A 25633-nucleotide genomic window follows, 5' to 3' on the forward strand; every position below is an offset into this window, starting at 1 on the left:
TCAAGTGTCTTATACGCCATTAAGTAATTGAACCTTGTAAAACCGCCGGAGCCATTGACGGTCTGAACCTTATGAAAGCCTTACTGAATTGTTCAACGCTGGCCGTTTGTTGCCTGGCATTGATTGGTGCCTCCCCCGAACAGCGTTTGAATGCCGGTTACGAACCCGTTGCCGTTCTGGAATTATTTACGTCGCAGGGCTGCTCCAGTTGCCCACCCGCCGACAAACTGCTCAATGAGGTCATTACGGAAGCGAATTCTAAGAACCAGCACGTCTACGGTTTGTCGTTTCACGTCGATTACTGGGACCGGCTGGGTTGGAAAGATCCGTATAGCAATCGCCAGTTTTCGAACCGGCAACGCCAATACGCCCGCCAGTTTGCCGCAAAAGGCGTTTACACGCCCCAGGAAGTGGTCAATGGAAAAACGGAATTTGTGGGATCAAACCGGCAACGGCTTCAATCTTCCCTGGCCGAATCGTTGAGCCAACCCGCCACGGTGGCAATTTCGCTCGCCTTGTCAGTCCAAAAACCGGAGGCTGTAACGGTCGCCTATAAGCTGAAAGGCGGTTTTCAGGATGCGGTTTTGCATGTGGCCCTGGTCAGCAAATCGACGGAAACGACCGTTAGCCGGGGCGAGAATGCCGGACGGAAACTCGAACACCGCAACGTTGTCCGTACCTTAGAAACCGTCCCGGCTAGCGAATCTGGAAACATAACGCTTTCATTACCAGCCGATTTTGACCGATCGAAGGGATCGATCATCGCGTACGCTCAAGCTCGGCAGGGCCTATTAATAACCGGAGCCCATAAACTGGATTTGTAAGTTTTACGTTTTCTATCCGGATTAAGCCGCTGTACAATCCGGTACGGTGGCTTTTTCTCTCTACCCCTCGCTTGTTTTTTCTGTTTTGACATCACTATCAGAATACCAATTGCCGCGTTTCAGTTGGCTAATGCTCAAATCAACGGGGGCAATTACCTATATTGCCACGCATTTTTGCGCCGTCCCAAAAAAACCGTCCCCGAGACATCACACCCATGGAAGAACAGATTTTAGGCCTGCACCACATCACGGCCATTGCCGGAAACGCCCAGAAAAATTTCAATTTTTACACCAAAGTGCTGGGCCTGCGGTTTATCAAAAAAACCGTCAACTTCGATGATCCGCACACCTACCATTTCTATTTCGGCGACGAAGGCGGCTCGCCGGGTACCATCCTGACGTTTTTTCCGTGGGGCAATGCCGTGCAGCCGGGACGCCGGGGGACGGGCATGGCGACCGAAATTGGGTATTCTGTTCCGGATGGCAGTCTGGAGTTCTGGCAAAAACGGTTTGCCGATCACAACGTCATTTATAACAAACCCACGCAGCGGTTCGGAGAAACCTACCTCCCTTTTCTGGACCCCGATGGCCTGAAACTGGAACTGATTGTTTCAAAAACCGCCGACAATCGGACGCCCTGGGAAACCAGTGAGGTGAAGGCGGATGTGGCAACCAAAGGTTTTCACAACACGACGCTAACGCTGCAAAACATCAAACCCACGGCGGATTTGCTAACCGAACTCTTTGGCTACCAACTCATTGATCAACACGTCAACCGCTACCGGTTTGCGACCAGCGCGGTCGAAAATGCCTCCCTGATCGATCTGGTGGAGGTGCCGGGTGAAAACCGGGGGCACGTAGCGGGCGGAACGATCCACCACGTGGCGTTTCGGGTTAAAGATGAAGCGGTTCAGAAGGGGTTTCAGGAGCGCCTTGCCGATAAAGGGTTCAACGTGACCGAGCAGATCGACCGGAATTATTTTCATTCGATCTACTTCCGTGAACCGGGTGGGGTTCTGTTTGAAATCGCGACTGACAACCCCGGCTTTTCCGTCGACGAACCGGTCAGTGAGCTGGGCACGCATCTGATGCTGCCCCCGCAATACGAACCACGACGCGCGGAGATCGAAAGTCATTTACCGGTTTTGGGGTAAAACAGAAATGGGTAACGATTCGAAGCCGTTACCCATTTACCAACCATCTCTAGTTACAAATTGGCTTTGATCGGCTTGTTGTCATACGTCAACAGGTTCGTCATCCGGATCGTGTACTCTGGATTCGGGTTGAGCACTTTCACCCGAATCGAATGTTTGCCCTTCGGCAGTTGGTATTTCCAGAACAGATCGTGGCGTCGTGACGTGAAACTAACGGGCAGTTTAGCGGTTTCAACCCGTTTGCCATCCAGATACAATTCGGCGTTGAAAACGTAATTAGCATTCGATCGCTCGCGCGGAGCCGACTGCCGGGCCGCTCCGGCATTGCCCATCAACACGAAACCAATGCCGTCAAATTCAGTGGTGTATTCATCGGTCAACTCTTTCTGAATCGTTTTTTTCTCGATCGGAAAATGGCCCGTAAAAGCCTGTTCCAGCCGAACGGTTTTCGGCGTTTGTACGGCAATGGTAACGTTGTCGCCCGACACCTGCCCGCCATTCTTCTGCACCACCTGCAAAGCGTGTTTCAAGCCCATCTGGTAGACGTCATTCAGCGACATCGTTGTGTATTTGAAGTCAATGTCTTCGGCTTCTTTCAGCCCCATCGTCCAGTGCGCCGGGATTTTGTCGTACCCGATCATCGTACCTAAAATCCCTCCCGCCGATGACGGATTGCAGTCGGAATCCTGCCCGCATCGGGTACTGATTTCCATCGTTTTGGTGAAATCGCCGTTGCCGTACAGCAACCCGATCACAATGTAAGCCGCGTTGATTTTTGCGTCGATGTTGAACGGAACATGCACGCCATCGGGACAACCCACTTCGTCGGCCCACTTGCGCTGGGTTTCAAACCACGTCTGTTTCCAGTCGTTCGGATATTTCGCGTGCCACTTGATCACGTCCGCAATGCATTGATAGAAAGTGCTTTGCGCCGGAATCGTTTTCAGGGATTCCTTCACCACGTAGTTAATATCGCTCGAAACGAACGCCAGCGAATACATCGCTCCCACATACACCCCGCCATACCAGCCGTCGCCGTAGTTCATGATGTGGCCAATGCCGTCGCCGATCTGAGCAGCCGTATTCGGCATGCCGGGGGCCATCAGGCCCGAAAAATCCGCTTCGATCTGGAAATCAATGTCATCGGCGTGCGGATTATTGAGCCAGTGGCCAGATTCGGGGGCGTTGATGCCATTCAGAATGTTGTAGCGACCGGCCTGATTGGCGTGCCAGAGCATGTATTCGGCGTTAGCGTAGGCCTTGGCGTGAGAAGCCGTCGGCGCGTCAAGTCCCTCTTTTTCAAATACATCGACGAACGTGAGGTCCATGTACAGATCGTCGTACAGTCCCGGATTGTTGATCATCGTGTGTTTGATGTAGCCGTCGTACCACGGAATATTCTGGTAATCATTGATCATCGTTCCCGGATAACGGAACTCCGTGGGTCCGCCAAAGGTGCAGCCAATCACCTGACCGGCCCAGCCGCCTTTGATTTTATTCTGCAAAGCGGTTTTTGACATCGTCACGGCTTTGGGTGCGCTTTTAGGGGGCTGAAAAGCCGCCAGAACGATTAGACTGAGGGATAACAGAAAGACTTTTTTCATAATGAAATCAGGTTGAAAATTACCAGTTGGGGTTTTGAGTTAAGTTGGGATTGAGTTCGCGTTCGCGCTGCGGAATCGGCCAGAGGTAGTCGCGGTCTTTGTTGAAGACTTTTACAAAAGCCGGTAACGAAATGGTTTTCAATTCGCCCGCAGCATCGGCGTAAGTCATACCCAGCAAAACGCCGGGGACTACGGTTTCGGCAATGCGCCAGCGCCGGATGTCGAAATACCGCAGGCCTTCGAACGCCAGTTCGACCTGTCGCTCATTCCGCACCAGTTTCCGCATGTCGGCCTGCGATCCGATGCTGGCAACGGCGGGCATGTTGACATCAGGCCGACTCCGCACTTTGTTGATCGCATCCAGAACGCTCTGATCGATGTCGCCGGCTTCGATTTTGGCTTCGGCATAAATCAGCAGAATTTCGGCGTACCGCATGATAATGAGGTTGATACCGCTGTTATTCGGCTGCGTCATGTCTTCTTTGTTCAGGTATTTCCGGGTATTAAAACCAGTTCCCGTCGAGTTTTCGGAATTACCGATCGCATCGCCCGTTCCGCTTCCCGGCCGCGAGTCGTAGATTTTCCCGTTCGGCAGTTCCGAACCCGGCACGTAGATCGAGTAGCGCAGACGCGGGTCGCGGTTGACGTAAGGCATTTTCGGATTAAAACCGCTCGTTGGATCGGTGATCTCCTTGCCGTTCGTCATCCGGTACGCATCCACGGCCTGCTTCGTCGGCACAAAACTGTTCACCTGCGGAAACACGCTGTTGGGCGTTGTCAAACTAAAAATATTGTTCGGCTGAATATCCTTGATGGACTGCTTGTCGAAAATCACTTCCACGTTGTTTTCGGCCGCATACGTAAACAGATTTTCGTAGGAAGAATACAGGTTATAGACGTTCAAATCCATCACCTGTTTGGCCGCAGCAGCCGCTTCCTTAAACCGACCGGCGTAGAGCAACGCTCTGGCATTCAGTGCCAACGCTGCTCCTTTGGTCACCCGGCCTTTCTCCGTTTGCACGGTCGGCAGTAAAACCGCAGCTTCCGTAAACTCTTTGGAGATAAAATCCCAAACCTGCGCCACCGGGGTGCGGGTCAGCTTGCGGCTTTCCTCCACCGTAATGTTCGTGATCACCAGCGGCACATCGCCGTACAAAACCGCCAGTTTGATGTAAAAATACGCCCGCAGCGTGCGCACTTCGCCTTTCAGTCGGTTGATCAGGTCTTTGTTGGTCGTCGTCACCTTATCGACATTGGTCAGGAAGGCGTTGGCGGCCTGAATCCCTTTGTACGAGTCGTTCCATTCGTTCAGAATCCGGGCGTAGGTCGCGTCATAAGCCCCTTTTTCAATGATGGATTCTTCCCGCCAACCCAGCGTTACGTGGCCGATGTCCGACATCGCATCCCAGTTGGTGTAACTGGCCGGTAATTCCAGGTACGTATAAACCGCATTGGTGGCCAGAATGGCGTCATTTTCCGTTTTCCAGAAAATTTCGGACGACACCCGGTCGTTCGGAATCGTTTCCAGCAATTGCTCATTGCAGCCCGAAAAAACAGCGGATGCGGCAACGACGAACAGGATCGTTTTTAGATTTTTCATCGGTTTCTGCTTAAGAGTGACTGATTAAAACTGAATGTTCAGACCCAGCGTGGAAAGGGCAGTTTGCGGGTATTGCTCCGTGCGGCCACCGGGTACGGTTTCGGGGTCCACGTTCCATTCGTTGAGCGCCGAAAACGTGAGCAGGTTGGTGGTCGCGATGTAAACGCTCGCCCGTTCGATGCGAATTTTGCGGGTCAGAACCGACGGAATCTGGTACATCAACTGCACGTTCTTCAGCCGCAGATACGAGCCATTCATCAAATCCCGGTCGGACATCACAAAATTCCGGAGGTCGTATTTGAGCGGTCGCGAAAACCGGGCGTTGGGGTTTTGCGGTGTCCAGTAATTCCCCGCAATGAGTTCGTGGGTAAAACCGCCCCAGATGCCCATTTCAATGATGGCCCCTCCCACCCGCGCTTTCGAACCCGCCGTTCCCTGGAACAACATATTCAGTGAAAACCCTTTGTACGTAAAATTCAGGCTGGAGCCAAAGGTGTATTTCGGGAAACTCAGACCGAGAAACGTCATATCCGTCGGGGTAATTTTCCCGTCGTTGTTCAGGTCCAGAAACTTCACGTCGCCCGGCATAATACCGGTTCGCATCGTCGGATAATTCTTGATTTCTTCCGCCGTTTGAAAGAGTCCGGCGGTTTTGTACCCCCAGAATGAATTGATGGCGTAGCCTTCCGCCGTGATGTAGCGCGTTTCGTTCCCTCCCGTAATGTACGGCCCGGTTCCCGCCAGATTGCCGACGTTGTTCTGGTTGATGTTAAAGTTGAAACTGGCGTCGATGCCCACCGGGCCAACCTTGTTGCGCGTGTTGACGACAAACTCCCAGCCTTTGTTTTCAACCGTTCCGGCGTTTTGCGGAGCGGGCAACAAACCCAGCGTTCCCGGAACGGGCAACGTGAGCAGAATGCCGTCCGTCGATTTCCGGTAATAATCGATGCTGACCGAAAACCGGTTGTTCAGAAAATTGGCGTCCAGCCCAAAATTAGACTGCGTGGTGGTTTCCCAGGTCAGGTTCTGGTTGGCAATGCGGGTCTGCTGGAACGTCTGCGCCGGAAGACCGTTGAACGAATAAACACCCGAACTCAACGTAGCCAAACCGCTGTACAACTCGACGGCCTGATTTCCAGTTTGTCCCCACGAACCCCGCAGTTTCAATTCGCTCACGTAACGGCTTAGTTCACCCCAGAATTTTTCCTCTGAAACCCGCCAACCGGCTGATACCGACGGAAAAAAGCTGTAGCGGTTGTTGCTCAAAAACCGGGAGGAGCCGTCGTAGCGGCCGTTGGCCTCAAACAGATACCGATCTTTGTACGCGTAGTTGATCCGCCCGAAATACGACCGCAATCCCCACGAATACTCCGTTCCGCCGTTGTTTTTGGTCGCATCGTTCGTGCCCGAGCCGATGGATTGAAGGTCGTTGCTGTAAAATCCCTGGCGATACGCGCTGAGCGAACGCCCTTTGTTTTCGATCTGCGAATAGCCAAGCAGCGCATTGATCGTGTGATCGCCGATGTTAGTGCTGTAATTCAGCAGGTTGTTCATCGTAAACTCCCGGACGTCGTTGCGGTTTTCGGTCAGGCTGTTGAGCGGCACGCTTTTCCGTACAATCGACGGGTTGAAATAATCCCGAACTTCGTAGCGATTGGTGTAGTTTTTCCCGGTGGTTAGCGTAACGCGGGCACCCAGTTGGGTCGTAAACGTCAGGCCTTTCAGAATTTGCAGTTCGCCTTTAAAATTTCCGAAGAGGTATTCATCCAGTGTCCGGGCGGTTCCGGCGACTTCCGCCGACAACAGCGGATTATACCCATCGGAGCTGATACCGTAAGTGCCATCCGGGTAACGCGGAACCGTCCACTGCGACGTTTGCAGCATTTTATTGAAGACGTCATTTTCGTTGATCGGTGACAGAATTTTATTCGCCCGGTAATTGATATCCGTGCTGAATTTCAGGCGCGACGAAAGCCGGTAATCCGTATTCAACCGAACCTCGCTGATTTTCGAATCCGAATTGGCGATAATTCCCTGCTGGTTCTGATACCGGATGCTCAGCAGCGCCTTGATGTTTTCGTTGCCGCCACTGACCGAAACCGAATGATTCATCTGGGGTGCCGTGTGCAAAACCGCATCGTACCAGGTGTTGGGCAGCGGGTATTTCAGTCGGTCGGTGGCTGATAAATATTCCTGAATATAAGCATCGGTGAAAATACCCGGTCCGCCGGTCGAGTTGGTCCAGGCGGTTTGCTGCAGCCGCAGGTAATCTTCCAGGCCCATGTGAACGGGATTGTTGTTCGTGTTTTGCAGCGCGTAATAGCCGTTGTACGAAACCGAAACTTTACCGCTCGCGGCCCGTTTGGTGGTGAGCAGAATAACGCCGTTGGCCGCCCGCGAGCCGTAAATCGCCGTCGATGAGGCATCTTTCAAAACCGAAACCGATTCAATATCAAGGGGGTTGATGTCGCTCAGCCGCTGTTCGATGCCGTCGACAATCACCAGCGGCTCATTGGCACCCAGCGTAGTGATTCCCCGAATCCGCATCACCATGTTGGTTTTCCCCGGCCCCGCACCCTGATCCAAAACCGTCAAACCCGGCATTTGTCCCTGCAACGCCTGTTGCACGTTGGAAGTCGTTCGTTTGACGAGTTCCGGCCCTTTGATGGCGGTTACGGCCCCGGTCAGCGATTCTTTCTTGATGGTTGAATACCCGACCACGACCACTTCGCTCAGCGCCTTTTCGTCGGACGCCAGTTGCACATCGATCGTGGTACGGTTTCCGACGGTGATTTCCTGCGTTAGATAACCGACAAAGGAAAACACCAGCGTAGCACTTGCGTCGGGCACTTCCAGGCGAAAACCGCCCTCGGCATCGGTGGTGGTTCCGCGCGTTGTTCCTTTCAAAACCACACTCACGCCCGGAACGGCTTCGCCTTTATCACCCGTCACCCGGCCCGAAATGGGCAGCAAAACACTTCTTTTTCCGAAATTACCAAAGGCGGTTTTTAACGTGGGCGAAGCCCGAGCCGAATCCGGGTAAACCAATTGACTGAAAAGTCCTATTCCCAGCAGGAAATGAAGGATGCTGAACCGTTGAGATGGTTTCATTTTCGTAAAGATTTAAGGGTTTTACTCGTTTTTAGGAATTGTAAGGACGCACGAACCACTCCACCCGTTGGGCGGCTCTTTTTTGCAGCAAATTGGCTGGATACTAGCGCGCGATAATCAGTAGACTAAGGCCGACGACGTAACAGAGCAGCATGACATTCAGGATCCGGTACGTACTTTTCGACGCATCGCGAAACTCCCGCCAGACATAAATCCCCCAAATGGCGGCCACCACTGTTGCTCCCTGACCAAGCCCGTAGGAAATGGCCGGTCCCGCCTGGTCGGACGCGATGATGCTGAACGAGAAACCAATGCACCAGATAATGCCACCCAGAATACCCATCAGGTGATTCCGCAATCCGCCCCTGAAATAATCGGCGTAGCTGACCGGTTTTCCAACAAAAGGACGCATCATCAATAGCGTGTTGAAGAGCAGGTTGCTGACCAGAACGCCCACCGAAAAAAAGACGACGGCGGTGTACGGACTCAGTTTACCGGGTTCCGGCGTGTTGAAATCCGGGAACATCGACTGAGCCACGTATTTATAAAACAGCCCCATCATGCAACCACTGACAATGGCCAGCGCCAACCCTTTGGTCGAAACTCCCGTCGACTTGTCCGCATTTTTGCGGTACGCATTCGCATTCAGCAGAATCGCTACCATGATGAGCGCCACACCACCAAATAGAATGGTGGCATTACCGACGGGAGCGTCCAGGTAATTGACAATCACACCAATGACGAGTGCCAGTCCGATACCAACCGGGAAAGCCACCGCCATGCCCGCAATGGAAATAGCGGCCCCCAGCAGAATATTGGCGGCATTGAACACCAGCCCACCCAGAATAGCCAGGAATAAATTGCTTTGATCAGCCTGCGCAACGTCGGCCAGAAAAGACCGCCCACCGGCTCCATTGCTGCCCAGTGTAAACGCCGACAGCAGCGCCAGAATGACAATGCCCAGGACATAATCCCAGTAAAACAGCTCAAAACGCCAGTGGCCGGCGGCCAGTTTCTGCGTGTTCGCCCACGATCCCCAACAGAGCATGGTAATGACGCAAAACAAAACCGCTAAGGTGTACGTCGGAATGATAAACATAAGTCAAAAGGATTAAGGGTCTGGTTATTAGGAATTACTGGAATACGGAATGTGATTGATCAGGGGCAGGCTGTTGACCTCCCGGCGGTGGGGCAACGACGCCTGAGCACCCATTCGGGTTACGCAAATTGAAGCGGCTTTACAGGCAAATGCCACGGCCTGTTCGAGCGGCAGGTCTTCGGCCAGGGCCACGGCCAGCGCCCCGTTGAAGCAATCTCCGGCGGCTGTGGTGTCAACAGCCGTGACGGGCGGAGCAGGTATCAAGGTCGAAATCGTATCGGTCAACAGGTAAGCCCCTTTGGACCCCAGCGTAATAATGACGTTGGGAACGCCTTTTGTCCGCAGTTCCTGAGCGGCTTTTTCGGCGGTTTTCAAATCCGTTACCCGAATCCCGGTCAGCAGTTCGGCTTCGGTTTCGTTGGGCGTGATGAGGTGTAAACAGGTGAATAAATCGGCGGGTAGTGGCTGGGCTGGAGCCGGATTCAGAATCACCCGCAGGCCCTTTTCAAAACTCCGGCGAATGACGTAATCGACGGTGGGCAGCGGAATCTCCAGTTGCAGCAGCACCAGCGCCGACGGCTGCAGATCGTCCAGTATCAACTCGACATCCTCCGGTTTCAGGCGGCTGTTGGAACCGGGTGCCACCGTAATGCAATTCTCGCCTTTGGCATCGACGTTGATCAGCGCCACGCCCGACGGCTGCTCCGGATCGGTGGTGATGTATTTCGGATTTATTTTTTCCCGTTGAAACTGCTGGATGGCCTGTTTGCCAAATACGTCGTTCCCCACTTTGGCCGCCAGCGCCACCTGACCACCCAACCGGGCCGCAGCCACCGCCTGATTGGCCCCTTTTCCACCGGGATTCATTAAAAATTTTCCACCGATCACCGTCTCGCCCGGAGCGGGCAGTTTTTCGGCTTTGACAACCATATCGGTATTCGAGCTACCAACAACGCAGATTAAGGTCGGAGAGGGCATTGGAGTTCTATTTTATATTAACCAGACAAAAATATCTGCAATAAATTATATTTTAATCCCACATTAATACGGTTTTAGCTAAAGCTAAAATTGGTATTTGTTATTCTTTTAGCCATTTTCAACAATTAAAGCCATTACCAATCACACCATTCAGCTATTCCTATGATTCCCATTGACGTTTTGCACCCGTTGGTCCAATCGATGACCAAATCGGAGAAGCGGTATTTCCGGTTGACGGTTTCGCTGCAACAGGGCGAGAAAGCCTATTTACGGCTTTTTGATTGTCTGGATCGGTATGAACTGTTCAATGATGCGTTGAAAGAAGAGCTGAAAACGTTATTCCCGGCCACGACCATTGAACCCGCCCGGAAACATTTATACCGGGTTTTGATGAAAAGTCTCCGGCAGTTTGAGTCTGACAAATCCGTTGAAGAAAAGCTGATGAACCTCATTCAGGATAGCCAGATTCTGTTCAACCGGGGACTCATCAGCGTCAGTTTTGAGCAACTCGAAAAAGCAAAAAGTCTGGCATTGAAATACGAGAAATTTATGTTCTACATCCTGGCTTCCCGTCAGGAATTGCAATTCAGCGTTCGTCAGCAATTTGTGGGCTGGAATGAAACCAAACTGGTCGAAAAACAGGAAAAAATCCGCGAGTTGCTGGAACACGAACTGACGGTGCAACAACATGCCTCGCTGTTCGAGGTTCTGTTGCTGCGGTATTGGAAAACCGGCGTAGTGCGCAGTTTGCAGGAAAGCGTTCGATTGAATGATCTGCTCCTGGAAGAACATCAGGTGCTTACTAGTCAACAGGTTGAGTCATTTGAGTCGCAGCAACTGCATTTACATTTCCAGTCGGCCTACTTTTTGATGACGGACGATCTGGAAGGCAGTTCACGGGTTTTGCACGAGTTGGATCGGTTGTTTCAATGCCATCAGCATCTCTGGGCCGATCGGCCGGATCACTACCTGCACCTATTGAACGGTATTTTGCAAACCCTGCGGGGAACGGAGCAATACGATAAAATGGAGTATTTTCTGGAACGTCTCCAGTCCGTTTCGACGCCCTCGGAGAGCCTGACGATGACAGTTACATACCAGATTCTGGAACACCGCCTGCACAGTGCCGTAAACCGGGGACAAGCGTGTCAGGCGTTGCAAATCGTTCAGAATCAACGCGAAGCCAATAGCCGGGATTTACCCAGGTTGCCCATTCAGTTACAGGTTCAACTGGGATTGACGATCGCACGCATCCATTATAACCTGCGGGATTATTCGCAGGCCCTGTTTCAGATCAACCAGATTCTGAATCAGCCCACCCGTTCGCTGAGTCACATTCTGTACATCAGTTGTCGGTTAATGAACCTGCTGATTCACGTCGCACTGGACAACCGGGATTACCTGCACTACGAGATTCGCTCGATTGAACGAAAACTTAAAAGCGAGAAAAAATGGTACCGGGCCGAACAATTTGTGTTGACGTTGCTGAAGAACTGGCTCAAAAACAAACCGTTACATGCTTTTAAACCACAAGCTCGTCTGCTGCTGGAAGATCCCTTTGAACGCCAGTTGATTCTGGAGCTGGGCTTGAAAGACTGGTTTGGGGCGATGATGGATTAGGGATTGAATGTCCGGGAATCCTGTTCCCGTAGTCAACCCGGTTTTTGAAGTTACAGATATACTTTCACCATTTGTTGCCAGTATTCGGCCCGGTGAGCGCGGCCTTCCCAGACATACAAATCGTGCGGAATCTGTTTTTCGCCCAGAGACGAACTCAATTCGCGGTTGTTTTCGATAAACGGATCGTCCTGCCCGATGGCGATCAGGAAATGCATCCGGCGGAGCAGAGCCAGCGTGCATTCGTCGTGCAGATTGGGCAGAAAATGCGTGGGCGTATTGAAATAAATCGTTTCGTCGTAATACGTATCGAACAGGCCGCGAAAACACTCGACCGGTTTTGACAAATCGTATCGGCCACTCAACGCCACCACTTTACCAAACCAGCGGGGATGCCGCAGGGCGATGTTTACGGCATGGTAGGCCCCAAAACTACAGCCAAACGAAATCATGAACGGTTGCGGATTTTTCAGGCGGGTAAATGGCAGTACCTCCTCCAGGATGTAATTCTCGTACTGCAAATGCCGGTTCAGACGCTCGTGCGGGGGAATCCAGCGGCTGTATAAACTCTCGGCATCGATGCTGTCCACGCAGAATAATTGCAGATCGCCGTTATTCAGTTTGTCAGACAGGGCTTCGACTAACCCGAAATCCTCAAAGTCGTAAAACCGCCCGCGCCGGGTCGGGAAAACCAGCACCCGCGCACCCGCATGGCCGAACACTAACAGCTCCATGTCGCGGTTCAGTCGCGGACTAAACCATTTGTGGTATTCCCGATGCATAACGTGCTCACGATTCTGTAAGCAATTTGCACAGATTTTTAATTACCGAACAGCTTTTCAGTTAAAGAATTTGTTAAAAAATACCGGGATGTTGTAACAAAATCTGTTGCCAGAGCGCGTATCCTTTCCGGCTCAGGTGCAATCCGTCCGACTCGAACAATTCCCAACGCGGATGTCCACCGGCGTCGAGCATCGGCGTATAAATATCGACATACTGATAACCGGGCAATTTTTCGATCTTCTGGCGGATCAGGTGATTCGCAAACCGGATATTGTTGATGATATGCCAACGTGCCGGGCTGGGTTTAATGGCCACAAAAGAAAACGGCACGTCGGGCAAAAGCCCCTGCATCTTGGCGATCAGCGCGCAGAAAAACAGGTAAACTTCCTCCGCGTGTCGCCCATCGCCGAGGTCATTGTCACCCGCGTAAAACACAATCGAACGAGGTTGCAGCGGCACTACCAGCCGTTCGAAAAACCAGCCACAGGCCGCCAGCGTTGAGCCGCCAAAGCCGAAATTCAAGACCGGTTTTCCGGCAAAATCATGGTCCAGCGTGTTCCACATCCGGATGGACGAACTACCGTAGAAAACCGTGCGATTCGTAACACCGGCGATGGATTGGGCTTTCTTTTCGAGTTGATGGACTTCGTCTTCGTACCAGATCATGGCGTTTAGGAATGATTCCGACAAAAGTACACGTACCCACGGACTTTAGTCCGTGTTTTTGGTAACAATTCTGTTGTTTTAAGACAGAAACACGGACTAAACGGGTCCGCCCGCCGGTCCTTGGGTACGTTCGTCCGTTGCTGCGTTCGGCAACCGGAAATAAAATGCCGCGCCCGGTTCAATGTCGTCTTTCAAGCCAATCTCTCCGCCCATCGACTGGATAAATTCCTTGGAGATTGCCAGCCCCAGCCCCGTTCCGCTGACCTGCCCATTCTGACCGGGTGCACGGAAATACCGGTCGAACACTTTGGCCCGGTGTTCGGGACGCAAACCGGGGCCGAAATCACGAACCGTAAACTCGACTTCATTGCCCAGTTGCCGGGCTGAAATGCGAATTTCATTATCTTCCGGACTGTGCCGAATGGCATTCGACAACAGATTGACCAACACCCAGGTTGCTTTGTCGGGATCGGCTTTGATGGCGGGAAGGTTCGTTAGATGCGAAATCTCAAACCGGATATTTCGCTGACTGGCAGCCACTTCCAGCGCACGGGTAGCGTACTGAATCAGTTCGCCCGGATCGACGGACTTGATCGTCAACTGGATCTGCCCCGATTCGACCTGCGCCATATTCAGGAGTTCACCCGTAATGTTGAGAAGCCGGTCGGCGTCGTTCCGGACGTGTTCGACCAGTTGTTTCTGCTCCTCGTTGAGGTCGCCAACCCGTTGGTCGTCGAGCAGTTTGAGGCTCATTTTGATGGATGAGATGGGCGTTTTCAGCTCGTGGGAAACCGTGGCAATGAAATTGGTTTTGGCCAGGTCGCGCTCCTGATAGGCGGTTATATTTTCCAGAACAATCACCCATCCGGCGGCAATCGGCTGGTCTTCGCCGGTTCGCGTCAGCGTCACTTCGTGGATCTGGCGGTTGAAATAGCTTTCTTTTCCTTCGTCAAAAATTTTCAGAAACGTTTGATCAACAGCGGTTTCGGACGGTTTTTCCATCAGATTCAGAATCAGCGTCCGCAGCAAATCATTGGTCAGGGCCACATCCGGTGCGTACCGGCCCACCACATCAGCCTCCTGAACGCCCAGCAACCGGCAGGCAACGGGATTGGCAAACCGGATTTTCTTCTTCTCATCCAACCCGATAATTCCGTTCTCCATCAACTGAATCAGCGTATCGATGCGTTTTTTCTCGAACAGCACATCGGCCAGTTTGGTGTGTTCGTATTCATCGAGTTTGTGCGCCATCGAGTTGAATGCGCGCGCCAGCTCGCCAAATTCGTCGTTCGAGCGAAAATGCAGTCGTTCTTCAAAATTCCGGCTGGCCACTTCCTGAATTCCTCGGGTCAGTTCGCGCAGCGGATTGGCGATGTAACCGGGAAAATTGACGATGAACGAAAAGAGAATCAGAAAGCAGAACGTCCCCATCACAGCCAGCCAGATTAACGCATCTTTAGCGGTTTGCTCGGCAACGGTATTTTTTCGGAACATCGCCTGCTGGTTGATCGCGCCAAGTTGAAGCAGGTTTTGCTGAATCCGGGCGACGGTCAACGAGTCATTGCGGTTTTCTGATTTCAAGCGTTCGAAATCCACCCGTAATGCGTCGGCCAGTTCCTTTTCGCCTTCTTCGGTCAAATTGGTTTCCTGCCCGCGCAGGGCGGTTTCGAACGTTTTCAGCGCGTTCGGGTCGGTATTGCGCGTCAGCAGCGACTTTTGCATATTGCCCACAAACTGCAACGACGTATAATTGTCCTTCAGAATCGCCCGGGCATCATTCGAAAGCTGTTTTAAGTAATACATCGCCAAACCGCCTACCAGCAGCATGACGGCAAACAGAAAGCCCAGCGCGAGCGATATTTTCACTTTTATTGTCATGACAGAATCACTAAGTCAATGTCCGATTCCGATAGTTTCGTCAGCAACTGATTGAAGGCGTTGGTGCGCAAAATGACTTGCAACAGGTTAAAATGCGGTTTTCCGATGCAGACGGTCGTAATTTTTCGTTTCTCACATTCTTCGACCAGCGCGTTAAAGATACTCCTGTTTTTTACCTGCACGACCTCCCCTCCCAATTCCGTCGCCAGTTTTAAATTATTGATCAAATGCCGCTGCACATCCAGCTTGATGTGGTCGGAATCTTCGGCGGGCGTCTGCACATAAAGCACACACCAGCGGGCCTGGTAATAAGCCGCCAGCCGGGCGGTTTTCCGGATGACGCGCCGGGCCACCACGTGGTTGCTGCTGATGGACGCCATCAGCCGTTCGTGCCGGAATTGAGTATTGACCGGCATCGTCGTTTCCACTTTCCGCTCCACCGCCGTCACCACTTCTTTCAACGCCAATTCGCGCAGTTGCAGGATTTTCTCGGCCTGAAAGAAATTCCGCAGCGCGGTTTCTACGTTGGCCGGATCATATATTTTCCCTTCTCTCAACCGCGTAATCAACTCATCAGCAGGCAGATCGATGTTCACCACGTCGTCGGCAGCCTGCAAAACCCGGTCGGGCACGCGCTCAGCGACTTCAATGCCGGTGATTTCGTAAACGTCATCGTACAGACTTTCGATGTGCTGAATATTCACGGCGCTGACCACGTTGATGCCCGCGTCGAGAATTTCGAGCACATCCTGCCAGCGCTTTTCGTTTCGGGAACCGGGCACGTTGGTGTGCGCCAGTTCGTCCACAATCACCAGTTCCGGGTGCCGGTTCAGAATGGTTTGCAAATCCATTTCTTCCAGCTCACGACCCTTGTAAAACACGTTCCGACGCGGAATCATCGGCAGCCCTTCGATCAATGCCTGCGTTTCCAGCCGGTTGTGCGTTTCCACGAAACCGATCGACACATCGATGCCTCCGCGCAACAACGCGTGCGCTTCCTGCAACATGCGGTAGGTTTTGCCCACCCCCGCACTCATCCCGATGTAAATCTTGAACTTCCCCCGGCGCGACTCCTGAATGAGCCGGAGAAACTGTTCGGCAGAATGATCGCGGTTGTTGTCCATTTCTTTGAGAGGTGAATGACGATTATTAATTGACGATTGACCGCCGACCATCGACCGCTGACCATGGTCAATGGTCGATGGTCGATCTTTCTCAAAAACGTACTGCCATTGAGGTTGTGATTGCCTGATTGGTTCGGTGGGCAGTGGCGGAGGTGTTTTCGGAGAAAACCGCATCCTTGCTGCTAAAAATCCGGTATTCAATTCGCCAGACCGCCGAAACGTCGGACCGATTCGCCAAAACTGCATAGTCGTAATTGACTGAATAGCCCCAGGTTTTGAAACCGTTGGGATGTTCCGCCGTTATGGTATTGATAATCACCCCGTTCGAGTCATTATAATACTCGACGCGCCCGGCAACGTAGCTTTTTGGACTGGTAGCATACCGGGCAATGATGACCGGCGAATACCAAACGTATCTCTTCCGTATTCCCTCATCCATGAGCGGTTTTCGATCAGAGCCGATGTCGAAACCCAGCGTTACGCCCAACTTACCGGTCGGATTGAGGATGGCGTAGAAATTATTGAAAAACCGGTTCTGCTTCAACGAATCCGGTCGGTCGGAACCCAGAAAGGAGCTCCAGTTCAGTGTCACTTTCGAATTCGGTTTGAACTGCACCTGCGTACTGAAAGCGGGTTTGGTATTGCTCGCCAGCCGATTGATACGTTGCCAGCCGTTCAAAACCGATCCTAAAACCGTCCATTTCCCATTCGGACTCGTGTAGGTTAGCTTGGCTCCCGCCAGGTAATACGGCGAATTCTCGGCTAACAGGCTGCGGGTCAGGGTCCAGCAATCTTTGGACACCGCACTTTCAAAACCGATGTGGGACGTAAAAATACCGGCATCCAGCCACAGATCGCGCTGTTTACTTAGTTTTAAACCGGCATTGGCTTCGTAGATATTCCGCAGCAACGGCTGCTCGGCAGCATAATTGTACTGGGCGTACGTCCCGACCTGAATGGCCAGATTCGCGCGCACCCGCTCGGCGGCATAAGCCGCCTTGAGAAACGCCAGATTCACATTCACCTCCCGATTTCGCTTGTGGTTATACAGAAAACCGGGCCGCTCCTGCGCCCGGGGCTGGCTCAGATCCTGGACGTAATAGATTTCGGCGTAACCGGAAAATGTTAAAGTCGAGGTGGCAGTCGTTGTACTATCTTTTTGCGCCAATGAATCTTTATTCCATAGAATCAGTGGTAAAATCGTGAATAGGATCAACGTTTTTTTCATGGTTGTAATCGGTTCAATAAAGAGCCGGAATTTTGTTGTACTAATTATGTACCCACGGACTTCAGTCCGTGCCCTCTGGTTTACTCTTTGGAAAATGATAAACAAAACACGGACTAAAGTCCGTGGGTACGTAATTCATCTAATCTGACATTCAGGCGAAGCACATTTACTTTTGCAGGACCAAAAAGCCCAAACAAAGGACCTTCTGTCTGGCTATCAACCAATTGATTCAGTTTTTCTCCGGAAATGCCGCACACTTTGGCGATCCGGGCGATCTGGATTTTAGCCGCTGCGGGCGATAAATCGGGGTCGAGACCGGAGCCCGAAGCCGTCACCAGTTCAGCGGGAATAGCCGCTTTCTGAACACTTGGATTATGAACCAGAAAGGTATCGATCCGCGCCTGTACGGTTTTCAGGTAATCCGGATTGCCCGGACCTTTGTTCGAACCCGCCGACCCGGCCGCGTTGTAATCCACCGCCGACGGGCGGCTGTTGAAATACCGGTCTTCCGTAAACGACTGACCAATAAGCGAGTAACCAACTACTTTTCCATTCACCAAAACCGGTTCCCCTTTGCCGCCACCGGGTGCAAACCGGGCGATTCCGGCGACCAGCATGGGATAAATAACCGCTAAAAGAACCAGCATGATAAGCGTCAATCGAATGGCCGGAGCGATGTGATTTTTCATTTTTTTAATTGGTTAGATTAATAATCCGACGACTAAATCCAGGAGTTTAATACCGATAAACGGCGCGACCAGTCCGCCAAAACCGTAGATGAACAGGTTCCGGCGTAGCAAGGCGCTGGCACCGATCGGTTTGTATTCGACCCCGCGTAACGCCAGTGGAATCAGCAGCGGAATGATGATGGCGTTAAAAATAACCGCCGATAATATGGCCGACTCGGCGCTGTGCAACCGCATGATATTCAGGCTTTGCAGGGCTGGAATCGAAACAGTAAACAGCGCCGGAACGATGGCAAAATACTTGGCCACATCGTTGGCAATTGAAAAAGTGGTGAGCGTTCCGCGCGTGATCAGCAACTGCTTACCAATTTCCACGACTTCGATCAGTTTGGTCGGGTCATTGTCCAGATCGACCATATTACCGGCTTCCTTGGCCGCCTGCGTTCCGCTGTTCATGGCCACGCCCACATCGGCCTGAGCCAGGGCCGGAGCGTCGTTGGTGCCGTCGCCCATCATCGCCACCAGTTTCCCACCGGTTTGCTCAGTACGGATGTAGTTCATTTTATCCTCCGGTTTGGCTTCGGCGATGTAATCATCCACGCCCGCTTTTTCGGCAATAAATCGGGCCGTCAGCGGATTATCTCCCGTCACCATGACGGTTTTGACGCCCATTTTCCGCAGCCGGTCGAAGCGTTCGGCAATCCCCGGTTTGATAATATCCTGCAACTCGATGACGCCCATGACGGTTTCGTTCTGAGCAACGACCAAAGGTGTTCCGCCATTCGCAGCAATTTTTTTGGCCTGCTCTTCGGTTTCAGTTGGAAAAGAATGACCCGCCCGAACCACCAGGTTCCGAATGGAATCCGTAGCGCCTTTTCGAATCCGAATGCGTTCACTCGATGATCCATTTTCCGGCAAATCGATTCCGGACGAACGGGTTTCGGCGGTAAACTTGATCAGCGTTGCGCCGGTCGTACTCAGGTTGCGGGTGACTTCTGTTCCGGCCAGTTCCACAATCGACTTTCCTTCCGGGGTTTCATCGGCCAGCGAACTCAGCACACTGGAGCGTATCATGTCGGTTTTGGAGATGCCCGGCGCGGGGTAGAAATGCGTGGCTTTCCGGTTTCCAATCGTAATCGTACCGGTTTTGTCCAGCAGCAGCGTGTCGATGTCGCCCGCCGTTTCCACGGCCCGGCCCGACTTAGCAATCACGTTCGCCCGCAGCGCCCGGTCCATCCCCGCGATTCCGATGGCTGACAAGAGCCCGCCGATCGTGGTCGGTATCAGACAGACGAAAAGTGAAATCAGGGCGGCAATCGTAATCGGCGTGTTGGCGTAATCGGCAAACGGTTTCAGGGCCACGCAGACGATGATAAAGATGAGCGTAAAACCGGCCAGCAGAATCGTTAGCGCAATTTCGTTCGGCGTTTTCTGCCGACTCGCACCTTCCACCAGCGCAATCATTTTGTCCAGAAACGATTCGCCGGGCTGCGTGGTCACCTGCACTTTGATCCGGTCGGAAAGAACTTTCGTACCGCCCGTGACCGACGATTTATCCCCGCCCGCTTCGCGAATCACCGGTGCCGATTCGCCCGTAATGGCCGATTCGTCGATGGTGGCCAGCCCTTCGATGACCTCCCCATCGGAAGGAATGATGTCGCCGGTTTCGCAGACGAAAACATCGCCTTTCACCAGTTGCGACGACGGAATCGTTTGAATCTCATTGACTTTCCTATTTCCCACCGTCCGGATCACTTTGGCGGGCGTTTCCTGCCGGGTTTTCCGCAGCGATTCAGCCTGCGCCTTGCCCCGCGCTTCAGCAATGGCTTCGGCGAAATTGGCAAACAAAACCGTCACCAGCAGGATCAGAGTAATGACCAGGTTATAGCCCAGAGTTCCCTGCGCGGTATCGCCCGACAAGGCAATGTAAGCGGTTACCAGCACCATAATGAGCGTACCGACTTCGACGGTAAACATGACCGGATTCTTGATCAAAACCGCCGGATTGAGTTTGATAAACGACTCCCGGATGGCTTTCCCAACGATTTCGCGCTGGAAGAGGGAGGATTGTTTTGGCGTTGCCATGTGTTATCTTTGAAAAAAATGTCTTGTGTTATGGTTGCATCATCGAATCAATCCATACTGGAGAAAGTAGTTCATGCATTCGGCTATCGTAGTACGGAAGATTTCCTTCGCATTGAGATCCGAAACCTTTTACAGCAAAAGATTGCTTATTACCAAGGCCGTATCGATTTTTATGAACAGAAATACGGAATGAATTTCGATGAATTTCGTCGTCGCATAGTGGATAAATCGGATCCAGTTTTATCAAAATTTGGGATGATCGAGAAAGAAGACGACGATAATGATTGGGATGATTCGATCGATTTCATGCTGGACTATTCCAATTATCTGCAGCAGATTAATCCATGATTGAAGTTATTGAAACGTTCGCTGCAATTATCAGCACGTATCAACACAACGTGGAAAATAGCCCTGGAACCAAAACCGTTGTACGCTGCCAGATCACTTTCATTGACCATTCCCGGCTTGTCACTTACGAATCGCGAAAAGACGATAAATTCAAGTATGGTTATCAATGGATGAATCCGGGTAATGAGACACTTTTCCGCTGGGACAATACGCCCCATTTCCCCGAATTCAAAACCTACCCATTTCATCGTCACATTGGACCAAGTGAAATCGCAGAATCTTTCCCCGCAGTTTCATTAGCTGATGTTTTACAGTTCATAGCTGATCGTATCAACGCAACATCACCGCAGTGAGAAATATTCCGCCAGTGGCCCAAGCGCCAGCGCCGGGAAGAACGACAGGGCCGTGATGATGAAAATAACCGCGAAGATCATCAGTCCAAAAGTGGGCGTATCGACCGGCAAGGTGCCCGCCGATTCGGGAACGTATTTCTTCCGCGCCAGCAAACCGGCAATCGCAACGGGGCCAATAATCGGCAAAAACCGCCCCAGAATCAGCACAATACCAGTCGTGTAATTCCAGAAGAAATTATTGTCGCCCAGCCCTTCGAAACCCGAACCGTTGTTGGCGTTGGCCGAAGTGAATTCGTACAGCATTTCCGAAAAACCGTGAAAACCGGGGTTGTTCAGCCAGGCGGAGGGCGTAACGGCCCAGTCAGCGTTGCCGTAATTCATAAAAACCCAGGCCCCTAAAGCCGTTCCGCCTTTCACCAGCAACGCACTCATCAAGGCCACGATCGACGCAATCTTGATTTCCCGCGCTTCCACTTTCCGGCCAAATAGTTCGGGCGTCCGGCCCACCATCAGTCCCGACACAAAAACCGCAATGATCAGGAAGTAGTAGAAATTGAGCAATCCCGCGCCAGCCCCGCCGTAGAACGCGTTGACCATCATGCCCAGCAGTTGCATCGCCCCCGAAAGTGCCATCGAACTGTCGTGCATCGAATTGACCGAACCCGTTGAAATAATGGTGGTTACAATGCTCCAGTAACCCGACGCCAGCGCGCCGAACCGAACCTCCTTGCCTTCCATGGCCCCCGTTACCTGCGAAACTCCCAGCTTCGCAATCGCCGGATTTCCGTTCAGTTCCGAAACAAGGGTGGGAATCAGTAGGCCGAGCATGCCGATGGTCATGACACTATAAACTACCCAGGCAAACCGCTTGCGGTTGATGAAGAAACCCATCGCAAAAATCATGGCAATCGGAATCAGCACCTGCGCAATCATTTCGACCATGTTGGTGAGGTAATTCGGGTTTTCGAACGGGTGCGCCGAGTTCGCTCCAAAAAAACCTCCGCCGTTTGTGCCGAGGTGTTTGATCGCAATAAAAGCAGCCGCCGGACCGCGTGAAACGTTGACCGTATCACCCTGCATCGTCACGATCGTATCTTTGCCGTCGAACGAAGCGGGGATGCCATTGAACGCCAGAAGCAGGGCGATAATCAACGACCCCGGCAACAATAAACGGGTGATGGCCCGCGTAAAAAGCACGTAAAAATTGCCAATCGTTTCAACGGTTTTGGGCATGAATGAGCGGAAAAGCAAAACCGCAGCTGCAATGCCGGTGGCCGCCGACACGAACATCAGAAACATCATGACTCCCAGTTGCGTCAAATATGTCGCGCCCGATTCGCCCGAATAATGCTGCAAATCGCAGTTCACGACGAAGCTAATGGCCGTATTGAACGCCAGATCCGGCGATTGCGACGGGTTGCCATCCGGATTGAGCGGCAAACCTCCTTGGGTCACGAGCATTACAAAACCGTATACCAGCCAGACGGCGTTGATGGTCAGCAAAGCGACCAGATTTTCTTTCCAAGACAGGTCCCGATTGGGGTCAATACCGCCCAATCGGTAGATAAGTCGCTCCAGCGGAGCCACAAAGTCGAACATATTTGGTTCGCCCTTAAACACTTTAGCGAGGTACTTGCCGAGCGGAATTGCGAGCAGGACGGTCAGTCCATACATCACAATGACGCCGATCCATTCCGTATTCATAGTGGTTGTATTAAAATTTTTCCGGTTTCATCAGCACGTACAGCATGTACGCGAAAACCAGCAGTGCGACAATGAAAATGAGGGTAATCATGGGCGGGAGATTTAAATCTTCTCAAACCATTCGATGGTTTTGTAAAAAAGAACAAAGCAGGCAAATGCGGTAACAACAAGGAGAAGAAGCGTAGCCATCGGTTGATTAGTTAGTGTTGCTAATCAATTGGCAAACAAAGACCCGAGGATAATCAGAAGAGAAAGCCTGAAGGTAATCTATTGTATTTCAGGTATTTATGCAAACAATTAATTTTCATCTGTGAAAATGCAGCAGACGGATCGTATCAAAATGGCAGGGCTTTTTTTCAAAATGGAAGACGGAGGTATTCAGAAGGGAAGGTTGCAACAAAAAATAGAATCGGAACGCGGATGCAACGGATTTTCGCAGATAAATCTGTTTTGATCCGTTGCATCCGCGTTCCGACCCTAAACCCTATTTCTCAAACTGGAAAATCTGATCCATTAAAACCCATTTTTCACCTTCTTTCGCCCAGGGCAGCGGTTCCTGAAATTTCCACATCAGTTCCTCCCACTTCTGCACATGCGGATTGACGGCATCCAGCGCGGCTTTTTTCCCGAAGGTAAAATTGTCATCGGTTTCCAGAATCATGAACATGCGGTTTCCGGTGCGGTAAATCTGCAGATCCTGAATACCGGCCGCCAGGTCATTCGCCCGAACCTCCGGCCAGCCGCTGCCTTTGGCGTGCCACTGTTCGTATTCGGCGATCAGTTCGGGGTCATCTTTCAGGTCCAGGGCAAGGCAAAATCGTTGCATAATTTTTTATGGTTTTGGGTGTCTACCACGTACCCACGAACTTTAGTCCGTGAGATCTTGGAACTTTATAGTAGCTTTTATAATACTCAGATCTCACGGACTAAAGTTCGTGGGTACGTGGTAAATACTTCTTAAACGACTCGATCGTTTGCTTCGCTGCCTGATCCGGATCGGGCCAGGGGAAGGCTTCAGCGGAAATATAACCCTGATAATCAATATCTTGTAAGGCGGTTGCAATGGCCGTCATTTCGGTATGCCCCAGGCCAATCGGTCGGCGGTTGCTGTCGGCGAAATGGACGTGTCCGATGTACGAACCGGCAGATCGGATGCTGTCGGCCAGCGACGTTTCTTCGATGTTCATGTGGAACAGATCGGCCAGCAGTTTGACATGCTGATTATCCAGCGATTTCAGCAAGTTGACGCCATCTTCCAGCCGGTTGATCAGGTTGGTTTCGTAGCGGTTCAGGGGTTCGTAGATCAACTTGACGCCGTTATCTTCCGCCTGTTTTCCCAGAATGTTCAACCCTTCGGCCAGCCATTCCAGCGCCTGTGCGCGTTCGACGCCCGGCACGGCATTGCCCTGCATCGAGCCAATAATCGCCGGTGCGCCAAAACCGGCACCGAACGCAATCATGTCCGAAATGAACGCGACGGCTTTTGATCGAACGGCTGGATCGGGATCGGTTAGGGTTAGACCCTGAAGCACTTTACCGGCTCCGGTGCCGACGGCGGCTATGTTCACACCAAACTGATTCCCCAAAGCCGCCAGCCGATCGGGCGCGACCGCATCCGCCGAAGCCGTAAACAGTTCAACGGCGTCGAATCCGAGGTCGGCGGCTTTGGCCATGCCCGTTTCCAGATCATGCCAGTAAATCCAGGGGCCGGTTTTGATTTCGGGCACTAATGCAATGGTTACAGCGGATTTCATCGGGTTTTACTCGTGTCAAAATCAACCATAATTTTCGTAATGGGACCCGGATTGGCCGACCAGTCAGCCAGCGCCTGTCCGGCATCGTCGAGCGAAACCACCCGGCTAATGACCGCATCGACCGGAAACTTGCCCGCTTCCAGGTAGTCAATCACATCCGGAAAATCGCCCAAACAATTGCGCGAACCCAGAATCTCGATCTCTTTGCGGACAAATGTACCGGTATTGTAATCGACCGGTTTTTTGGCGTACCCAATGTACACTACCCGACCCGTGTAGGCTACTTCGTCCACTGCCGCGCGGTACGTTGCCGCGTTGCCCACGGCTTCGATGATCACATCCGGGCCATCGCCGTCGGTGATTTCCAGCAGGGCTTCGTGCAGATCGACTTTGGTGGTGTTGATGGCATGGGCCGCGCCCGCCAGTTTCGCCGTGTGCATTTTCGCGTCGTCAATATCAATCGCAATTACTTCGGCACCTTTGTGAACGGAAGCCGCAATGGCCCCCATTCCTACGATTCCACAACCGATCACGGCCACTCTTTCGCCAGCCGCAACCCGGCCCCGGGCTGCGGCATGAAAACCGACGGTTAGCGGTTCGACTAATGCCAACTCCCTGACGGACAACTTCGAAGACGCATGGAGTTTCTGCCAGGGCACACTGATGAATTTCGTCATGGCACCCGGCCGGCGGACGCCCATCGTCTTGTTATCCTGACACGCATTCGGGCGACCTTTGCGGCAGGAAACACAATGGCCGCAGTTCAGGTACGGATTAAGCGTCACTTTCATCCCCGGTTTGAACGCGTCCGGAACCTGATTGCCGGTTTCCAGAACCGTGGCACCGACTTCGTGCCCCAGCACGTTCGGGTATTCCTGCAACTCAAATAAACCGCGAAAACCGTTCAGATCACCTCCGCAGAAACCGACCATGTTTACTTCCAACAGCACTTCATCGGGTTGGGGCGACGGTATTTCTACTTCGCGAACCTCGGTTTTTCCGGGTTCGACCAGCACTAAGGCGCGTTGTTTCGTCAT

Annotated in this window: 22 protein-coding genes; 5 read left to right on the forward strand and 17 right to left on the reverse strand. The window is 52.2% G+C overall.

Features of this window, described 5'->3' with window-relative positions; all coding sequences use genetic code 11:
- Window positions 1–71 precede the first annotated feature (71 nt).
- The gene (locus EHT25_RS22260; RefSeq protein WP_124877374.1) at window positions 72–824 is read left to right on the forward strand and encodes a DUF1223 domain-containing protein; all 753 of its coding nucleotides are present in this window, start codon (window positions 72–74) and stop codon (window positions 822–824) included.
- 215 nt (window positions 825–1039) lie between these two features.
- Entirely contained in the window at window positions 1040–1978 is a 939-nt protein-coding gene (locus EHT25_RS22265; RefSeq protein WP_124877375.1) for a ring-cleaving dioxygenase, read from the forward strand.
- Between the two features lie 53 nt (window positions 1979–2031).
- On the opposite strand, the gene EHT25_RS22270 is transcribed toward EHT25_RS22265, so the two are convergent.
- The 5 genes from EHT25_RS22270 to rbsK form a co-directional block, all read right to left on the reverse strand.
- Window positions 2032–3582 (reverse strand): ADP-ribosylglycohydrolase family protein, encoded by a 1551-nt coding sequence (locus tag EHT25_RS22270; protein WP_124877376.1) that lies wholly within the window; start codon window positions 3580–3582, stop codon window positions 2032–2034.
- Between the two features lie 19 nt (window positions 3583–3601).
- The gene (locus tag EHT25_RS22275; protein WP_124877377.1) at window positions 3602–5182 is read right to left on the reverse strand and encodes a RagB/SusD family nutrient uptake outer membrane protein; all 1581 of its coding nucleotides are present in this window, start codon (window positions 5180–5182) and stop codon (window positions 3602–3604) included.
- Window positions 5183–5206: 24 nt separating this feature from the next.
- The gene (locus EHT25_RS22280; RefSeq protein WP_124877378.1) at window positions 5207–8293 is read right to left on the reverse strand and encodes a SusC/RagA family TonB-linked outer membrane protein; all 3087 of its coding nucleotides are present in this window, start codon (window positions 8291–8293) and stop codon (window positions 5207–5209) included.
- 103 nt (window positions 8294–8396) lie between these two features.
- On the reverse strand, window positions 8397–9392 hold the full coding sequence (locus EHT25_RS22285; protein WP_124877379.1) for a GRP family sugar transporter: 996 nt from the start codon (window positions 9390–9392) through the stop codon (window positions 8397–8399).
- A gap of 27 nt (window positions 9393–9419) precedes the next feature.
- A complete protein-coding gene (rbsK, locus tag EHT25_RS22290) occupies window positions 9420–10370 on the reverse strand; it encodes a ribokinase (protein ID WP_124877380.1) in 951 nt (316 codons plus the stop codon).
- A 162-nt stretch (window positions 10371–10532) separates the two neighbouring features.
- Here rbsK and EHT25_RS22295 point away from each other — a divergent pair, with 162 nt between their 5' ends.
- Entirely contained in the window at window positions 10533–11990 is a 1458-nt protein-coding gene (locus EHT25_RS22295; RefSeq protein ID WP_124877381.1) for a hypothetical protein, read from the forward strand.
- A gap of 50 nt (window positions 11991–12040) precedes the next feature.
- Here EHT25_RS22295 and EHT25_RS22300 read toward each other — a convergent pair whose 3' ends face one another.
- The 7 genes from EHT25_RS22300 to kdpB form a co-directional block, all read right to left on the reverse strand.
- On the reverse strand, window positions 12041–12769 hold the full coding sequence (locus tag EHT25_RS22300; protein WP_124877382.1) for an esterase family protein: 729 nt from the start codon (window positions 12767–12769) through the stop codon (window positions 12041–12043).
- Between the two features lie 73 nt (window positions 12770–12842).
- Window positions 12843–13436 (reverse strand): SGNH/GDSL hydrolase family protein, encoded by a 594-nt coding sequence (locus EHT25_RS22305; RefSeq protein WP_124877383.1) that lies wholly within the window; start codon window positions 13434–13436, stop codon window positions 12843–12845.
- 96 nt (window positions 13437–13532) lie between these two features.
- On the reverse strand, window positions 13533–15314 hold the full coding sequence (locus tag EHT25_RS22310) for a sensor histidine kinase (protein WP_124877384.1): 1782 nt from the start codon (window positions 15312–15314) through the stop codon (window positions 13533–13535).
- A complete protein-coding gene (locus EHT25_RS22315; protein WP_124877385.1) occupies window positions 15311–16438 on the reverse strand; it encodes a sensor protein KdpD in 1128 nt (375 codons plus the stop codon). Before EHT25_RS22315 ends, EHT25_RS22310 begins: the two co-directional genes overlap by 4 nt.
- Window positions 16439–16529: 91 nt before the next feature.
- The gene (locus tag EHT25_RS22320; RefSeq protein WP_124877386.1) at window positions 16530–17666 is read right to left on the reverse strand and encodes a porin; all 1137 of its coding nucleotides are present in this window, start codon (window positions 17664–17666) and stop codon (window positions 16530–16532) included.
- Between the two features lie 113 nt (window positions 17667–17779).
- Window positions 17780–18355 (reverse strand): K(+)-transporting ATPase subunit C, encoded by a 576-nt coding sequence (locus EHT25_RS22325; protein ID WP_124877387.1) that lies wholly within the window; start codon window positions 18353–18355, stop codon window positions 17780–17782.
- Between the two features lie 12 nt (window positions 18356–18367).
- Window positions 18368–20437, reverse strand: a complete 2070-nt coding sequence (gene kdpB / locus EHT25_RS22330) for a potassium-transporting ATPase subunit KdpB (protein ID WP_124877388.1) — start codon at window positions 20435–20437, stop codon at window positions 18368–18370.
- Between the two features lie 30 nt (window positions 20438–20467).
- Here kdpB and EHT25_RS22335 point away from each other — a divergent pair, with 30 nt between their 5' ends.
- Both EHT25_RS22335 and EHT25_RS22340 read left to right on the forward strand, forming a co-directional pair.
- The gene (locus EHT25_RS22335) at window positions 20468–20785 is read left to right on the forward strand and encodes a hypothetical protein (protein ID WP_229311744.1); all 318 of its coding nucleotides are present in this window, start codon (window positions 20468–20470) and stop codon (window positions 20783–20785) included.
- Entirely contained in the window at window positions 20782–21138 is a 357-nt protein-coding gene (locus EHT25_RS22340; protein ID WP_124877389.1) for a toxin-antitoxin system TumE family protein, read from the forward strand. The genes EHT25_RS22335 and EHT25_RS22340 overlap by 4 nt, the downstream gene beginning before the upstream one ends.
- Here the strand turns inward: EHT25_RS22340 and kdpA are convergent.
- From kdpA to EHT25_RS22365, 5 genes are all read right to left on the reverse strand, one after another.
- The gene (gene kdpA / locus EHT25_RS22345) at window positions 21127–22842 is read right to left on the reverse strand and encodes a potassium-transporting ATPase subunit KdpA (RefSeq protein ID WP_124877390.1); all 1716 of its coding nucleotides are present in this window, start codon (window positions 22840–22842) and stop codon (window positions 21127–21129) included. The genes EHT25_RS22340 and kdpA overlap by 12 nt on opposite strands.
- 10 nt (window positions 22843–22852) lie before the next feature.
- Window positions 22853–22933, reverse strand: coding sequence for a potassium-transporting ATPase subunit F (locus tag EHT25_RS33495; RefSeq protein ID WP_124877734.1), 81 nt, complete (start codon window positions 22931–22933; stop codon window positions 22853–22855).
- A 393-nt stretch (window positions 22934–23326) separates the two neighbouring features.
- Window positions 23327–23668 (reverse strand): L-rhamnose mutarotase, encoded by a 342-nt coding sequence (locus EHT25_RS22355; RefSeq protein ID WP_124877391.1) that lies wholly within the window; start codon window positions 23666–23668, stop codon window positions 23327–23329.
- Between the two features lie 100 nt (window positions 23669–23768).
- Window positions 23769–24596, reverse strand: a complete 828-nt coding sequence (locus tag EHT25_RS22360) for a sugar phosphate isomerase/epimerase family protein (RefSeq protein WP_124877392.1) — start codon at window positions 24594–24596, stop codon at window positions 23769–23771.
- On the reverse strand, window positions 24593–25633 hold the full coding sequence (locus EHT25_RS22365) for a zinc-binding alcohol dehydrogenase family protein (RefSeq protein ID WP_124877393.1): 1041 nt from the start codon (window positions 25631–25633) through the stop codon (window positions 24593–24595). Before EHT25_RS22365 ends, EHT25_RS22360 begins: the two co-directional genes overlap by 4 nt.

It is taken from the genome of Larkinella rosea (genome assembly GCF_003858635.1).
GTDB lineage: Bacteria > Bacteroidota > Bacteroidia > Cytophagales > Spirosomataceae > Larkinella > Larkinella rosea.

What these genes read in the sequence shown, in the direction of transcription:
- EHT25_RS22260 (WP_124877374.1), top strand. Translation starts at nt 72, where the DNA reads ATGAAAGCCTTACTGAATTGTTCAACGCTGGCCGTTTGTTGCCTGGCA.
- EHT25_RS22265 (WP_124877375.1), top strand. Translation starts at nt 1,040, where the DNA reads ATGGAAGAACAGATTTTAGGCCTGCACCACATCACGGCCATTGCCGGA.
- EHT25_RS22270 (WP_124877376.1), bottom strand. Translation starts at nt 3,582, where the DNA reads ATGAAAAAAGTCTTTCTGTTATCCCTCAGTCTAATCGTTCTGGCGGCT.
- EHT25_RS22275 (WP_124877377.1), bottom strand. Translation starts at nt 5,182, where the DNA reads ATGAAAAATCTAAAAACGATCCTGTTCGTCGTTGCCGCATCCGCTGTT.
- EHT25_RS22280 (WP_124877378.1), bottom strand. Translation starts at nt 8,293, where the DNA reads ATGAAACCATCTCAACGGTTCAGCATCCTTCATTTCCTGCTGGGAATA.
- EHT25_RS22285 (WP_124877379.1), bottom strand. Translation starts at nt 9,392, where the DNA reads ATGTTTATCATTCCGACGTACACCTTAGCGGTTTTGTTTTGCGTCATT.
- rbsK (WP_124877380.1), bottom strand. Translation starts at nt 10,370, where the DNA reads ATGCCCTCTCCGACCTTAATCTGCGTTGTTGGTAGCTCGAATACCGAT.
- EHT25_RS22295 (WP_124877381.1), top strand. Translation starts at nt 10,533, where the DNA reads ATGATTCCCATTGACGTTTTGCACCCGTTGGTCCAATCGATGACCAAA.
- EHT25_RS22300 (WP_124877382.1), bottom strand. Translation starts at nt 12,769, where the DNA reads ATGCATCGGGAATACCACAAATGGTTTAGTCCGCGACTGAACCGCGAC.
- EHT25_RS22305 (WP_124877383.1), bottom strand. Translation starts at nt 13,436, where the DNA reads ATGATCTGGTACGAAGACGAAGTCCATCAACTCGAAAAGAAAGCCCAA.
- EHT25_RS22310 (WP_124877384.1), bottom strand. Translation starts at nt 15,314, where the DNA reads ATGACAATAAAAGTGAAAATATCGCTCGCGCTGGGCTTTCTGTTTGCC.
- EHT25_RS22315 (WP_124877385.1), bottom strand. Translation starts at nt 16,438, where the DNA reads ATGGACAACAACCGCGATCATTCTGCCGAACAGTTTCTCCGGCTCATT.
- EHT25_RS22320 (WP_124877386.1), bottom strand. Translation starts at nt 17,666, where the DNA reads ATGAAAAAAACGTTGATCCTATTCACGATTTTACCACTGATTCTATGG.
- EHT25_RS22325 (WP_124877387.1), bottom strand. Translation starts at nt 18,355, where the DNA reads ATGAAAAATCACATCGCTCCGGCCATTCGATTGACGCTTATCATGCTG.
- kdpB (WP_124877388.1), bottom strand. Translation starts at nt 20,437, where the DNA reads ATGGCAACGCCAAAACAATCCTCCCTCTTCCAGCGCGAAATCGTTGGG.
- EHT25_RS22335 (WP_229311744.1), top strand. Translation starts at nt 20,468, where the DNA reads ATGGTTGCATCATCGAATCAATCCATACTGGAGAAAGTAGTTCATGCA.
- EHT25_RS22340 (WP_124877389.1), top strand. Translation starts at nt 20,782, where the DNA reads ATGATTGAAGTTATTGAAACGTTCGCTGCAATTATCAGCACGTATCAA.
- kdpA (WP_124877390.1), bottom strand. Translation starts at nt 22,842, where the DNA reads ATGAATACGGAATGGATCGGCGTCATTGTGATGTATGGACTGACCGTC.
- EHT25_RS33495 (WP_124877734.1), bottom strand. Translation starts at nt 22,933, where the DNA reads ATGATTACCCTCATTTTCATTGTCGCACTGCTGGTTTTCGCGTACATG.
- EHT25_RS22355 (WP_124877391.1), bottom strand. Translation starts at nt 23,668, where the DNA reads ATGCAACGATTTTGCCTTGCCCTGGACCTGAAAGATGACCCCGAACTG.
- EHT25_RS22360 (WP_124877392.1), bottom strand. Translation starts at nt 24,596, where the DNA reads ATGAAATCCGCTGTAACCATTGCATTAGTGCCCGAAATCAAAACCGGC.
- EHT25_RS22365 (WP_124877393.1), bottom strand. Translation starts at nt 25,633, where the DNA reads ATGACGAAACAACGCGCCTTAGTGCTGGTCGAACCCGGAAAAACCGAG.